We start from the raw sequence: 14,207 nt of genomic DNA, 5'->3' as shown, positions 1-14,207 counted from the left end.
TCCGCTATTCGATAGCCTTGATGCAAAGCTGCATGGTCTTCTTGTTGTTGAAGTAGTTCCACGAGGGCTCAAACACGATAGACACTTTCTTTCCCGCGCCCAGGAGCGACTTGCACTTCCGCAATCCAAAAGCGATAGCCGAAAAAACGGGGCTTCCAGCCTGGGAGACTTCCATCTGCAAGTGACCGCCGCGGAGTTCCTTCACACGGTGAACCGTCACGTCCGTCGCCTTGAGCACCGGATACGGGAAGTTTCCACCGAAGGGTTCCATCATGTCAAAATAGTCGAGAACCGTCCTGTCGATACGGTGACGGCTGCCCTCGACGACGAGTTCGCCCAAAGCAACCTGGATGTCATAGGCGTGGGACTCGTCCACGATTTCCGCATCGCCCGAATATCCCTGCTCCACCGCCGAAGCCTCGAGACGTTCGCGCAGTTCGCCAATCTTGTCCGTAGCCAGGGAAAAGCCCGCCGCATTGGCATGCCCGCCCCATCGGTCAAAAAGTTCCCGACAACTGAACAGGGCCTTGTGCCAGTTGAAACCGGGAACGGCGCGCGCACTCGCATGGGCGATACCGTCAACAACAGAAAGTACCGCCGCAGGCCGCACAAATTCCTGAGCCAGCTTCGCCGAAACGATACCGATGACTCCCACATGCCAGTTTTCGCCATCGACCACAAGCACCTTCGGAATCTCGTCTCCATAGATTTCCTTCACGCGCTTCAGGGCCATTTCCGTGATTTCCGCTTCCTTTTGCTTGCGGAGCGCATTCCAGTCCTTGAGTTCGGAAAGGAGCGTCCCCGCAAGATTCTTGTCTTCGCACATCAAAAGCTTGAGTGCCGGATCCGGCTTTTCCATGCGGCCGGGCGCATTCAGGAGCGGGGCGACCTTGTACATCACGTCGATGCCGCCGACCATGCTGCCGGGTTTCATCAGCGAAGCATAGAGCGCCTGGATTCCGGGCCAGCCGCTATTCTGCAACAGCCTGAGCCCCCGCTTCGTAAAGGCTCGATTCTCGGGTGTCATCTGCACGAGGTCGGCAAGAGTTCCGAGGGCGACAAGTTCCAGGAGCGATTCCGGGACCTGGATCTGCAGGCGTTCGTAGATGGCGCATATCAACTTGTACGAAACGCCGACGCCACAGAGTTCCGGATTGGGATAAGAATCCCCGTTCTGATGCGGATCCAGAAGGACATCGCAAGGCGGAAGTCCATCCCCCGAGGGCTGATGGTGATCGACAACCATCACGGACATGCCTAACGACTTCGCATGGGCGATTTCCTCGTTTGCCGTAATACCCGTATCGACCGTGAGAATGCAGCGTGCGCCCGCCTCGTACATTTCATCCACGGCCGAAATGGAAAGCCCGTAGCCATCGCCAAAGCGGTTCGGGAGCCGCCAGTCCGACTCGATTCCAATCTGCGAAAGGCTTCGCGACAGAAGAGTCACCGAGGTCATGCCGTCCAAATCGTAATCGCCGAAGATAAACACCTTCTGCTTTTTTTCCCGGACATCCAGCACCCAGCGCACGGCCTCTTCCATTCCCATCATGAGCCACGGAGAGTGTTCTGCGCCCGTTCCGTCCGAAAGAATCCGGTTTGCATCGACCGCATTGCATATTCCACGCGAAACCAGGAACCGCGCTACAAGATGCGGAATCTTGAGTTCCCGAGAAAGGGTCGATGCCACCGTATCGAGCATCACTTAAACCCCTCGAAAAGCTTGATGGACAGCGACTGCAGGCAGACCATCGGAGCCGAGCGTCGACTTGCGATGCGGGTCATCGTTTCCTGCACGGCCGAAAGGGCTAGTTCCAGAGCGCTCGCATCGACCCTGGGGAAAGCGTCCATGTCCAATGCACCCGTCGTAGAGGCCAACCGCAACGGCGCATGCGCCTGCTTGCGCAAAAGGTCCGAAAGCAGAAACGAGAGCACTTCCAAAAAACGGTTCGCCTCGGCAGCATCTTCCAGCGACGCTTCGGCCAGGCTCGCAAACGCCTCGCTATACTCGTTGCGCAGGCTATAGACGACAAAATCCGCGGCCAGTTTACACCAGGGCGCAGCGCGGTTCATATAATAGAGAGCCTTGCCGGGCGAACCGACCGCAAGGCCCACCACGTCGTCCGAAAGTTCGGCATCTTCATCATCGCCCAAAACGCGCAGGGTCTCGCTGCGGACCTCGGCATCGGTCAGCGGCAACAGGTGCAACGCGAGGCAACGGGAGCGAATCGTCTGGAGCAGGCTTTCCCGCGAAGACGTCGTGAGGACAAAATACGTATCCGGAGGGACTTCTTCCAGAGTCTTCAGGAAGGCGTTCGCCGCAGAATCGTTCATCCTGTCGGCTTCCGCGATAATGACCACCCGGACCCGGTCGCCTTTCAAGGCAAAGGAGCCCGTCATGTTCCTCACCAGGTCCACGGAAATTTCGGCACCTGCACCGAACACATCGATGCGGTAGGGATTCTTGACGATTTCCTCGATGTAGGCCTGCTTGAAATCCTGCACCGTCTTCGCGACACTACCCGCCGACACTTCGTCCGCACTACGGGCATGCGCCTCCTTGGATTCCATCGGCAAGACCCAGTTGTCCGTAGCCCCAGGATCCATCGCCATCTTGCAGCCGAAGCACTTTCCGCACGGCCGCACGTTCGGGTCCGTGCACTGGAGCGCCTTCGCGATTTCCATGGCCAGGGCCTTCTTGCCGATGCCGCCGGGGCCGTCAATAAGTATGGCCTGCGGAAATCTGCATTCGCGAAGCGCCGCCATCACGCGGATGCGCTGGCGTTCCTGGGAAACCGGTCCATTCAGTCTATACTCGATCATTTCTGTTTCAACCACTGCAGGGGATCCACCGTCTGGGTCCCTTCACTAATTTGAAAGTACAATTTAATTCCATTTAGGCTTGCGATATCGCCCACTTCGCCAATTTCTTCGCAATTACGTACCGTTTTTCCCTCCTGGACGCGGATGGACTTCAGGTGTCCGTAGACGGAATAGGTTCCTCCCTCGTGTTCGATAATCACGGAGGGGCCGCGGCCATCGATTTCGGCAACCATGGCGACAGTTCCCGCCGCAGCGGCGCGAACCGACGCCCCGCGCTTACCGCGGATTTCCACCCCGAGATTCCGGGTCATAATGTGGAGGACCGGATGTTCCTGCAGGCCATATTGGCTTATGATATCGCCTTCGAGAGGCATGCACTTCGGTCCCTTGACCGAACCCGCGATCGTCTTCTTCGGCTTCGTGACCGTTTTCGTTTCTTTCTGCTTCTTTTTCGCCCGTCGCGCCGCTTCGGCCTTGCGGGCCTCTTCCGCCTTCCTCGCCGCCTCGATCTCGCGCTTGCGCTTTTCTTCCAGTTTCGCGATAAGCGTCAGCATCAGTTTCTGGTTTCTTTCAAATTCCTGAAGGGCCCGCTGCTGCATCGCCTTGTCGTGCTTGAGGCTCAGGAGCATCTGTTCCTGGTTCCCCATCTGCGTCACAAGGCCCTTCTCTTCGCGAGCTTTCTTTTCACGCAACTTTCCCAAATCCGCCAGGTGCTCTTCCTCCTGCCGTTTCATCTCATCGCGTTCGGCCATCATCGCGGCAAGCGTTTCCACCTGCACCCGGTCCTCGTTCAGCACGTGATGCACCCAGTACGCCTCGCGCTGAGGGTTCCCTTCGCGCGTCAGGAGCTGGAAGAGCACCTCGGCATCGCTGTAGCGGCCGCTCACATACAGTTTCCGGATGCGGACCTTCATCGCCTCGCGACGCACGTGTATCTTCTGGTCCAGGGAATCGATGTCGTGCTGGAGCTGTTCTACCGCACGCTGCACCAGCGACTCGTTTTTCGAAAGCTCGTTGATATAGATGCGCGTCTGGTTCAGATTCTGGTCCAAAAGCGAAATCGTATTGATGACCCCCTTCTCTTCCGTCTCGAGCAGCACGAGCTCTTCGCGCTTCTTGGCAAGATCGGACTCCAGCTTTTTGAGGGCGTTCTTCTGCTCCCTGATCTGGGCTTCCGTCTTCTTCGGAGCCGCCACGGAAAGGCCAACAAATAAACACAGCAGTGCGACAAGCAGACGCATGGCTAGTCCCGTTCGTTCCGCTTGGCGAGGAGGAACTCCTGGACCGTACGATAACTGAAATAGGCCGAGAGCGCCGTCACCATGCACACGACAAGGGCAAGGAGAATACCGAGGCCTCCGATATTTTCAGCAAGCATCGGCATGGCGCGCGCAAGGGAATTGACGACCGCCCCAAGCAGCAGGACCGACAGAGCGCTGCCGACAAAACCCTGCATCATCCCCTCAAGGACAAACGGGAACTCGATGAAGAAGGGACTCCCGCCCGCATACTTCATGTTCTCCACGAGAAGTTTCCTCGACATCAGCGACAGACGGACCGAATTGCAGATGATGAGCGAGAGCGTCACCAACAGCATGACGCTCAAGCAAATGGGCCAGAAAACCATCTTGAACTTCCATTCCGACACACGGGTCGCCCAAGCCACGGGAGCCTGCACTTCCTCGAACGACCCCTCCCTGGACAGCGCATTCATGACATCGACCAGGTCCGACGGGTTACGCGCACCCGGAACCAGGGTCATGCGGAAAAACGGAGGGATAGGATTCTCGTCGACAAGGTCCAGCATCTCGCCAGAAAAATGCCTACGGAAATCAGCCAGCGCCGAATCCGCGCTCACGAACTCGACCGAGTCGATATTCCTGAAATGCTCGAGCCGGTTCCTGATGGCGCCAATCGAATCCGCAGACACGTTCTCGGGCAAAAAAGCCTCGACCGTATAGAGCGACCCCTCGGCACGGAGGATGCGGAAAACACCGCCCAGGGCCGTAAGGGACGCCGCCAGCAGCAGCGAACTCAAAAAAATCGTAAGCAGCGACGGCAAAATGACCGTGCGATGTTGCCGCCACCCACGAAAAGATTCCGATATTAGATACCTTATCTGTCCGAACACGCATTGAATATAACTAAATTTAAGAGGGTCTCTCGGGGCATCTATGAAACATATCGCATTAAAGATTACGGCATTCATTTTCGGAATCGCACTGTGGCTCTATGTCATGTCACTCAACACCTTCAAGGTGACCATGGAAGTGCCCGTGCGCCTGGTCCGACTGCCCGAGCTGCTAGCCATCGCTTCCAAGCCGCCGCATTTCATGGAAGTCACGCTCGAGGGCGCCCCATTCGACCTGATGCGCCTCAAGTCAAAACTCAAGAACAACGATACGACCGTCGCCGCAATCATCGTCGACCTCCAGGATGCGGAGCTCGGTTCCATGCGCATGCACATCACCGACAAGAATTTTTCCGCGCCCGCCTTCCCGAACATCCGCTTTATCGAGCCGGACAACCAGCTCCTCTTCATCGACATTGACCTCGACACGCGAATCGTGCGCAACATCCCCATCCGTTCCATGTCCACCTTCGATGCGGCAACGGGCTACCTGCTGACGGACCTTCCCAAGATGACTCCCGACTACGTCACGGTTTCCGGAGCAAGGAACGTCATCACGCGCATCATCGAAATACCGACGGACTCGACCATCTTCGATTCGCTCAAGGCGGACACCACCTTCTCCATCCCCCTGGATTTCAAGCAGCTTCCGGCACACGTGACGCCGAGCGATTCCATCATCGATATCTCGGTCAGCATCCAGAAAATCGGCAAGAAGACCATCAGGAACGTCCCCGTGCAGCTCATCGGCATTTTCGAGAGGGGCGCATTCAGGCTCACCCCCGGAAGCGTATCCGTCGAGATCACCGGCGGCGAAAGGATCCTCGACTCCGTAAGCATCAACAACGTCAACCTCTTTGTTGAATACAACCGTTTCCAGATAGAAGACGTCGACAGCCTCGCGCCGACGGTAAAGCTGCAGCTCGGGTCAGATGTCAACCGCGAAATGTCCATCAAGGCAATCCAGCTCTCGCCAGACAAGGTCTCGCTCCAAAAAATCAAGTCAGAACCTGTCGCCCCGGCCGATTCGTTGAGCGAGGATTCCGAGGAGAAACTCGAATGATTTGGCTCGGCATCGAATCCAGCTGCGACGAGACCGCCTGCGCCGTCCTGCAGGACGAACCTCTCAAGGTCCTTTCGAACCCGCTCTACAGCCAGATTGACGAACACGCGCTGTACGGCGGCGTCGTTCCCGAAATTGCAGCTCGCGCCCACCTGCAAAAGATTGCCCCCATCGCGGAAGCGGCCGTCAGGGAAGCGGGCATCGGTCTCAAGGATATCGACGCAATCGCCTACACCACGGGACCGGGCCTCATGGGGCCGCTTCTTGTGGGAGCGAGCTTCGCAAAAGGGCTTGCGCGCGACCTCCAGATTCCCGCCTACGGCATGAACCACCTCGAAGGCCATCTCGCCGCCGCCTGGCTCAGCAACCCGGATATAGAGCCGCCGTTCCTCACGCTCACCGTCTCGGGCGGGCACACCGAACTCGTGATGGAAGAACCCGGATTCAGGTACACGAGCATCGGGCGCACCCGCGACGACGCCGCAGGCGAAGCGTTCGACAAATGCGGCAAGCTGCTCGGCCTCAAGTACCCCGCAGGGGCGACAATAAGCAGGCTCGGCCAAAACGGCAACCGCAAGTTCGTCGAATTTCCCCGAGCCCTCCATTCGCACGACAACTGCGAATTCTCGTTCAGCGGATTAAAGACTGCCGTGCTGCGCTACACCGAGACGCACGACCCGGAATTCATCCAAAAGAACCTGGGCGACATCTGCGCCTCCCTCGAAGACGCCATCGTTGGCAGCCTTGTGGAAAAAACAATCAACGCGCTCAAGAAGACCCGCATGAAGACGCTCGTCGTCGGTGGCGGGGTCAGCGCGAACGCATGGCTCAGGAACCGCCTCCAAGACTACTGCGGCCGCCACGGCATCCGTTTCTGCATCCCCGACAGGAGCCTCAGCACCGACAACGGGGCGATGATCGCCGCGGCTGCCATCCGCCGCAACCGCCAAGGGCAGCTCAAGTCCATCGACGTTGTAAAGCCCTGGATGCCGCTCGCACCGTAAAAAATGGATTTTCCATGCAGTTTCCGGGGATTTTACTCACAAACTTTTGCACGGCCCTCGCTTTTTAACAAACTTGAATTTATATTGTATCCATGACTATCCGGAATCCACATAGGGCTTTCTGCATCGCCGCCGTGATGGCCGCCGCTTTCGCCGTTTTCTCTTTTGCCGAAGACACCCCGAAGGATATCCCCCAGAACGTGAGCGACGCCCAGGTTTTCCGTCCCGAAAAGCGCGAGACGAAAGTCGAACTCGTCGATTCCAGCAAGGCCAATTCCGTCTTCCTGAACGTGGACATTTTCGGCAGTCTGGACGTGCAGTCCTACTATATCCTATGGGACCGCATGGACATCTCCGACGACCTCAAGAAAATGATGACCACCCGCGACTTCGCCCGCGACGAGTTCTTCATGCAGAACATCGACCGCGAGCAGTTCGAACAGGAACGCATGCTGCAACTCTTCGAAGACCGCAAGCGCGAATTCTTTACCATCTTCCCCGAAGAAGCGCTCAAGGAACTGCAGGAACAGAAGGAAGACGAAGAATAGCTTGTCATCCCCGGCTTGTCCGGGGATCTTCATTTGAATATGTTTTCGCCCGAAGCAAAATTTTCAGAATGGCACCTCGCGGGATTCGGCGACGCACCCGCATTCCTTTTCGATTCCATTGAAAGCACGCATAGCCTGATGAAGGCACGCGCCTCCGCGGGTGAAATCGTACCCGGCACGCTCATTGTCGCCGACACGCAGACAGCCGGCCGCGGGCGGCACGAACGCACATGGGCCTCCCCCGCCGGCAAGAACCTCTACTTCAATATCCTCATCCCGCTCGACGGAATTCCGCTTGCATCCGCACCGCAGATTACGCAGGTGGCAGCCCTCACATTCGCCGAGATATTCCGGGACCTGCAAGATAGTTCCAATGCGCAGGGGCTCGGCAACAGGGATATCGGGAAAATCACTGTCAAGTGGCCGAACGACATCCTGTGCGGCAAGCACAAGTTCTGCGGGATACTCGCTGAATTAGTTTATATAAAAGGCACTCCCACCATCAGCATGGGAATCGGAATCAACGTGAACAGCGACCCCGCGGACTACGCGCACCTGGGCAGGGCCGTCACTACCCTCAAGGATATCTGCGGGCGAAGCGTCAACCGCGAAAAACTGCTGCAGTCGCTTGTCGCAGGCCTGGAGCGCGCCATCGGGCAGTTCCGAGCCTTCGGGATATCGCCGTGGGTTGCCGCCTGGCGCAAGATGGACCAGTTTATAGGCGCACGCGGCACCGTCGTCGTGAACAACCGCTGCACCGACCAGAATCGCGACAACAGCGCAGGCGCCACAAAGAAAACAGGCCGCATCATCGACATGAACGATGACGGCAGCCTGCTATTCGAATGCGACGACGGAACTACCGAAGTAGTTTACTCCGCCGATTTAGAAGTGTAGAGATTAAATCGAGTCTAAGCTTTAATTATCATTCAACCATTCCGGTTCCTTTGGCGAAATTGCGTCAAAATTCAGATCAACATCATACGCAACCATAGATCCCTGGTTTTTGAAAGAAATGGTATGAGTATCAAAAGAATAAAGGTGTGAATATTTCTTTTCTACACATTCAAATGCCGGCTGATTTAAATACGTATGATATGCTGGAGCCGCAGACAGTCTACACGCATAAACAACCGGTTTACCAACTATTGTAGGTTCCTGACATATCGGGGCAAAAAACACATCTCCATAGTCTATTCCAATTCCTAAACCAACATCTGCTTTAACTACAGAAAACTTATCATAATGCTTTTTGTACTCTGTCTCAAAAAGTTTATGAGCGGCAGCAGACGCTCTTAATGCATAATAAATGGCATCTTCTCCAGAATATCCTTTCGGAAAAAAACACAACAATCCATCACCTGTAAATTTATCTGGTATACCATAATTTTCTTTTATCACTTTTGATATTTTTTCCGAAACGTCGCTGATAAATTCTGCAAACAATTCTGGTGTCTTTGCATTAAGCATAAGTTGTGTTGAATCTCGTATATCAATGGAAACAACAACTGATTTATGGTTTGAATTCAACCGAAAAACATCCAAAAAGTTTTTCTCACCTTTCTTTTCCTGAGCTTTTTGAGATAACCTAGATAACAAATATTTTTTTAAAGTTTCATTTTCCAACTCTCGAATATTTTCATTACGTTTTTTATCATCATTAATTTGCCCCAAAATTCTTGAGGATATTTCTAATATTCTTTTTTCATTCTCTATTTGTCTTTTATAGGTTTTTTCATCAGCAGCAAGTCTTACCCAAGAATTAAGTATTGAATTAGTTTTTTGATTACTAATACTTTCAACTTGTTTTAGAATAGAGTTCGACGGAATATATCGCACAGAAAAAAAAGAATCTTTTTCTTTAGTAGCAACGTCCTTTATCTTCTTATTTTGAAAGACCTTTATTGCTTTTTTCTCTTTATCGTCCATTTTTTTATCCTTTTTTCTTCAATCTACCTTTTTTTCTTCAAAACAATCTATACTTATTTCTTACAGTCTTCCCTAACCAGCCTCAATTCTTATTTTATTCTTAAATAGCATTCCGCAGCCCTATTTTTATTGACAAACTATTTATTTTATCCTATATTTATTTGCGTTGCGAATGATTGAAGCCACATTGCTCGCAACAATATGGCTTTTTTAAGATTATTTGTAACTATCGCAAACATGCGCGTGTAGCTTAATTGGAAGAGCCTCCCTTGACGAAAGGAGAGATGCGGGTTCGAACCCCGCCATGAAAGAATCTTTAACGAGGTTTTTTCATGGCGAGATTCAACCAAAACACGATGCATCCATAACTTTATTCATGAAGATAGCCTCGGTTTGTGAACCGAGGCTTTGTTTTTTTTAAGAATTCTCTTACTACAATTTCCGCTTAAAATACAAGCTTCCCGCCAACGGCATAAGCGCACAAAAAAAGGCCGCGTCATCGATATGCGCGATGGCTGCAGCCTACTATTCGAATGTGACGACGGAACTGAGGAACCCGTTTTCTCCGCAGACCTTGAGATTCAAGATAATTATTCTCCCACGTCAGCTTCGTCGGAGCCTTCACCTTCGACTACATCGCTTTCGTCAGCCCAATCCATTTCCGATTCATCTTCAGGCTCCGGATTTCCCTTTATACAACGGATACTTCCATAATATAGATTATCCATCCATTCCAGTTGCGCTTGATCAGAATCTTTCGTTATCTTCAGCGCATACGATGCATAATCCACATCGTACGAAGTTGACCAATACATTACCGCTATACCTCCAAAATCAGATTCGGCACACTGGCCATCTTCGGAAGCACACGTTATCTTTTCTCCATATTTTCCAACAGGACGAGCATTGAAAGAGAATCCATCTGTTCCATTACCTTCTTTGCCATTTTCTCCCCAACCTTCAATACTCTTGAGGACCTTCCCAGCAACCGATGCTCCTCCCACGGTTTTTATAAGTTCGTCGAAGTCACTCCAAGTCGGCAAGCGCCAACCTTCTGGGCATGCGAAAGACGCTGGACCCTTATACAATATCTCATTTTTTCCATCATTTCCTGACACACGGATAATTGACTCGTCTTCGCCTTCATACCGCATATTCTCGGCCATCCACACCTGATTTCCAATCTGGACAATTGCATATTCCTGCCCATCACGCGGGTCAACCATGGAGTCTTCACCCGCAAAGATGCACATCCCAACTAGCGCGACAAACAACCACACTAAAATGGGTATAACGGGTTTCTTTTTAATTGCTCGATTCCTTGTCCAAAAATACACGGGAGGAAGAGCCACCGCAATCGCCGAATTTCTTACCGTAAAGCCTGCTTTTTTCAAATATTTCTTGTCATATTTAAGAAATAAGCCGTTTAGTAAAGCATATATGGCATATTGCCAGTACAGATTTTCAGCATATGGAACTTGGCAAAGAAGAACAAATAATACAATCGTTACATAGAAACCCCATATTGGCCATGACTTTACCCACTCCGGGTGCTTCTCTGCATTAACCTCGACCTCTTCGCCGTCATTCAAATGAAACCCATAATACTTTAGCGGGACCCATTTATCCCCATAACCACCCCATATGGGAGTTTCTTTCCCAATAATTCCTTGCTCATAAAAACTTTCCATTTCCTCTTCGGAAAAGGGGCCTTTAGAGTTGTTGTTTTCAATGTAAAACCAATTCTTTGACATTTGCGCCCCTCTACTTTAGCATTTCAAGAAATGAGATGAAACCATCCACTTTGGATTTTTTTATCTGGAGTCGATTTTCCAATTCACGCCACCCCAATTCGGGCATTTGCTTGGTACGCCCCATAAATCTTGCTTTCTTTTTTGTGGAAGTGTCTTTAAATATGTAAACAGTTTTATCATTCGACTCGCTGGAAATGATTTCACATGTGCCTTGATTGAATACATACTTGGCTCCAGAGAACGTTTCAATACAAATTTCACCGTTCTTTATGGACAACATCCTAATCTGAGCCCGCTTTAGACCACCCCTAAAAAACGAGATGGCTTTCAGATTAACCTCGTAATCATCGCCAGCAATCTGATCCAAAGGAGGAGGCGTTAAATTTTTGGACATGCAATACCTACCTAAAAAAGGTGTTCAGCCCCATTGCGAACGCCTTAATTTAAATATAAGCAAAAAAAAGAGATATTCTCCCTATCTTCATAAAAATTTTTCAGCAAAATTACGGTTTCCGCTTAAAATACATACTGCCGATAAGCGACACGGCGAGCACCACAATCATCGCGGTAAGGCCAAATTCCGCCAAATCGGCATGTTCGCCCGCAACGCCCGACTCGATAAGCACCACGAACACGAGCGCAATCACCGCACCCACGGAACCCATCTGCTGGAACATCTTGACCTTGTCTTCGGTCGTAAACTTTCCGTCGGTCTTCTTAATAAAGGGCATTGACATCCCCTCCCATGCAAATCCACACGATGAGCCCAGCCATCACGAGTACGCTTATGGCGACATTCGCCAGGAAGAAATCGCGGTTCATGGCGTCGAGATCGTCGGACTTGCGGAACAAATGTATATAGAGCACGGCGGCGGTCATGAGCCCGGTCACAACCCACCAGGGAATGCCCATATTCCACACGAACCCGAACGCGACGCACAGGGCGAGCATCGCGACATGGCTCCAGAAGGCAATCTGCAAGGCGCGCTTGCGGCCAAAACGCGCAGGCACAGAATGGAGCCCCATCTGGCGGTCGATTTCTTCGTCCTGCGTGGCATAGATGATATCGAAACCGCCCATCCAGAGCATGAGAATCACGAGCAAAAAGATCGGGAACACCGCAAACTCCCCACGGATAGCAATCCAGGCGCCGAGCGGGCTCATCCCTATCGCAAAACCCAGGAACCAGTGGCATAGCCAGCTGAAACGCTTCCAGTAGGAATAGGAAAGCAGCAAAAGCCATACAGGCAAGGCGAGCAGGCCCGCGAGGGGCTGCAGCAGGAACGCGAACGCAACGAACAGCACGCCGTTTATGGCAAGAAACGCAATTACCGATTTTTTCGAAAGGCGGCCCGCCGGCAGGTGGCGTTTCGCCGTGCGCGGGTTCTTCGCGTCGATATCGGCGTCGGCGATACGGTTGAAACTCATCGCGCTATTGCGGGCGGTCACCATGCAGCCGACAATCAGGAGCACGATGCGCGCGGTCTCGGCAGCGGTCATGTCGCGGAACCCGTTCGCCGCCACCCACATGGAGCCGAGCGCAAACGGCATCGCGAAAAGCGAGTGGCTAAAGCGCACCATGTGCCCGAATTCTAATATCTTCTTCAGCATACGTTTCCGTTCCAGGGTTTAACAATCCCGGCGCACTCCTCACCCGACGCCGCACCCAGATGCTTCAGGATTTTCGCAACGACGGTATCTACCAGTTCCTCGATACTTGCAGGGCTGCTGTAGAACTGCGGCGAGGCCGGCACAACAATCGCACCCGCGCGGGTCACGCGCGCCATGTTCTCGATGTGGATGAGGTTGTAGGGCATCTCGCGCGGAACAATCACCAGCGGGCGACGCTCCTTCAGGCAAACATCCGCACTGCGTACCAGCAGGTTGTCCGACGTCCCCGCAGCAATGCGCCCGAGCGTTCCCATGGAACACGGCACCACCGCCATGCCCGCATAGTCGGCAGAACCGCTCGCGCATTCCGCAAAAAAATCATCGACGTCGAAGGTCTTGTCCACAAGGTCAAAAAGCGCCTTCTGCCCCTCGTATTCCACGACTTCGCGGCCGGGCGCCGTCACCACAAGCGAAACCTCATGCCCGAGGCGCTTCAAGTACCTCGCCGTGCGCGTCGCATAGATTGCCCCGCTCGCACCTGTCACCCCAAGGATATAGCGGCTCACGCATCACCTCCCGCCGGCACGGACTTCCGGCGCAGAAGCACGCGATACGCCACCCCGAAAAAGCAGGGTTTCACATGCACAAGTTCGAACCCGTTCCTTTCGGCGAGCGCGACAAAGTCCTTGACCGGCAAAAAGCGGATAATGGAATTCACCAGATATTCATACGCGTCGCGCTTGCTGAAAAACGCTCCCAGCACCGGGATAAACAGCGGGGCGAGCACCTTGTAGAAGAACTTGTTGAACACGTTCCGCGGGGAGAAAAATTCAAGCACCTGCAGGTAGCCGCCCGCACTAAGCACGCGCGCGGATTCCTTCAGGCCGCCCTCGGCATCGGGCAAGTTGCGCATCCCGAACCCGTTCAGAATCACGTCGAACGCGCCATCCGCAAACGGCATCTTCATCGCATCGAGCTGCACGGGAACAGCCGCAGTCTTCTTGCCCGCGGCGCCCTTCAGCATGCCATAAGAAAAATCGCCCAGAATGGCGACATCCTGCACGCCATTGAACTTCTCGTACGTAACCGCAAAATCACCCGTACCGCCACACAGATCAAGAAGGCGCTTTCCGGGACGCAGCCGCCGGATTTCGCGGCAGCACGTACGGCGCCACAGGATATCCTGGCCACAACTCAAGAAGTGGTTCAAGAAATCGTAGCGGTTCGCGATACCGTCGAACATCTTTCGCACGGGGCTCATCATGCATCCAAATTTAGAAATATCCCACGATAAACAAAAAGCGCGGGCGACAAGCCCGCGCAAATCCATCGTCAAGCCAACGA

General features: G+C 53.2%; 15 protein-coding genes. 4 read left to right on the top strand and 11 right to left on the bottom strand.

Annotation, left to right across the window (positions count from 1 at the left end):
* Positions 1–4 precede the first annotated feature (4 nt).
* The 4 genes from recJ to B2310_RS02720 are packed head-to-tail and all read right to left on the bottom strand — an operon-like array spanning position 5 to position 4,861.
* A complete protein-coding gene (gene recJ, locus B2310_RS02735) occupies positions 5–1,702 on the bottom strand; it encodes a single-stranded-DNA-specific exonuclease RecJ (protein WP_290726283.1) in 1,698 nt (565 codons plus the stop codon).
* Complete coding sequence (locus B2310_RS02730; RefSeq protein WP_290728477.1) at positions 1,702–2,823, bottom strand: ATP-binding protein; 1,122 nt, start codon at positions 2,821–2,823, stop codon at positions 1,702–1,704. Before B2310_RS02730 ends, recJ begins: the two co-directional genes overlap by 1 nt.
* Positions 2,820–4,064, bottom strand: coding sequence for a murein hydrolase activator EnvC family protein (locus B2310_RS02725; protein ID WP_290728475.1), 1,245 nt, complete (start codon positions 4,062–4,064; stop codon positions 2,820–2,822). Before B2310_RS02725 ends, B2310_RS02730 begins: the two co-directional genes overlap by 4 nt.
* A 2-nt stretch (positions 4,065–4,066) precedes the next feature.
* Positions 4,067–4,861 carry a cell division protein FtsX gene (locus B2310_RS02720; RefSeq protein WP_290728473.1) on the bottom strand — a complete coding sequence of 265 codons (795 nt, stop codon included), beginning with the start codon at positions 4,859–4,861 and terminating at the stop codon, positions 4,067–4,069.
* Between the two features lie 136 nt (positions 4,862–4,997).
* Between B2310_RS02720 and B2310_RS02715 the strand changes: the two genes are divergently transcribed.
* The 4 genes from B2310_RS02715 to B2310_RS02700 all read left to right on the top strand — a co-directional run bounded on the left by B2310_RS02715 (position 4,998) and on the right by B2310_RS02700 (position 8,466).
* Positions 4,998–6,017, top strand: coding sequence for a CdaR family protein (locus B2310_RS02715; protein WP_173381860.1), 1,020 nt, complete (start codon positions 4,998–5,000; stop codon positions 6,015–6,017).
* Positions 6,014–7,021, top strand: coding sequence for a tRNA (adenosine(37)-N6)-threonylcarbamoyltransferase complex transferase subunit TsaD (tsaD, locus tag B2310_RS02710; RefSeq protein WP_173381861.1), 1,008 nt, complete (start codon positions 6,014–6,016; stop codon positions 7,019–7,021). Before B2310_RS02715 ends, tsaD begins: the two co-directional genes overlap by 4 nt.
* A gap of 92 nt (positions 7,022–7,113) precedes the next feature.
* The gene (locus B2310_RS02705; protein WP_173381862.1) at positions 7,114–7,569 is read left to right on the top strand and encodes a hypothetical protein; all 456 of its coding nucleotides are present in this window, start codon (positions 7,114–7,116) and stop codon (positions 7,567–7,569) included.
* A gap of 39 nt (positions 7,570–7,608) precedes the next feature.
* Entirely contained in the window at positions 7,609–8,466 is an 858-nt protein-coding gene (locus B2310_RS02700; protein ID WP_290728471.1) for a biotin--[acetyl-CoA-carboxylase] ligase, read from the top strand.
* 21 nt (positions 8,467–8,487) lie between these two features.
* On the opposite strand, the gene B2310_RS02695 is transcribed toward B2310_RS02700, so the two are convergent.
* The 7 genes from B2310_RS02695 to B2310_RS02665 form a co-directional block, all read right to left on the bottom strand.
* Positions 8,488–9,498, bottom strand: a complete 1,011-nt coding sequence (locus B2310_RS02695; RefSeq protein ID WP_290728469.1) for an adenylate/guanylate cyclase domain-containing protein — start codon at positions 9,496–9,498, stop codon at positions 8,488–8,490.
* 590 nt (positions 9,499–10,088) lie between these two features.
* On the bottom strand, positions 10,089–11,252 hold the full coding sequence (locus B2310_RS02690; protein WP_290728467.1) for an FISUMP domain-containing protein: 1,164 nt from the start codon (positions 11,250–11,252) through the stop codon (positions 10,089–10,091).
* Between the two features lie 10 nt (positions 11,253–11,262).
* Positions 11,263–11,646 (bottom strand): hypothetical protein, encoded by a 384-nt coding sequence (locus tag B2310_RS02685; RefSeq protein WP_290728465.1) that lies wholly within the window; start codon positions 11,644–11,646, stop codon positions 11,263–11,265.
* 109 nt (positions 11,647–11,755) lie between these two features.
* A complete protein-coding gene (locus B2310_RS02680) occupies positions 11,756–11,983 on the bottom strand; it encodes a hypothetical protein (RefSeq protein WP_290728463.1) in 228 nt (75 codons plus the stop codon).
* Complete coding sequence (locus B2310_RS02675; protein ID WP_290726270.1) at positions 11,970–12,863, bottom strand: 4-hydroxybenzoate octaprenyltransferase; 894 nt, start codon at positions 12,861–12,863, stop codon at positions 11,970–11,972. Before B2310_RS02675 ends, B2310_RS02680 begins: the two co-directional genes overlap by 14 nt.
* Positions 12,857–13,429 carry a UbiX family flavin prenyltransferase gene (locus B2310_RS02670; protein ID WP_290728461.1) on the bottom strand — a complete coding sequence of 191 codons (573 nt, stop codon included), beginning with the start codon at positions 13,427–13,429 and terminating at the stop codon, positions 12,857–12,859. The genes B2310_RS02675 and B2310_RS02670 overlap by 7 nt, the downstream gene beginning before the upstream one ends.
* Positions 13,426–14,127 carry a ubiquinone/menaquinone biosynthesis methyltransferase gene (locus B2310_RS02665; RefSeq protein WP_290728459.1) on the bottom strand — a complete coding sequence of 234 codons (702 nt, stop codon included), beginning with the start codon at positions 14,125–14,127 and terminating at the stop codon, positions 13,426–13,428. Before B2310_RS02665 ends, B2310_RS02670 begins: the two co-directional genes overlap by 4 nt.
* Between the last annotated feature and the right edge of the window lie 80 nt (positions 14,128–14,207).

The sequence above is a fragment of the Fibrobacter sp. UBA3629 genome, from assembly GCF_002374005.1.
GTDB lineage: Bacteria > Fibrobacterota > Fibrobacteria > Fibrobacterales > Fibrobacteraceae > Fibrobacter.
This window is presented reverse-complemented; position numbering and strand designations above follow the sequence as displayed.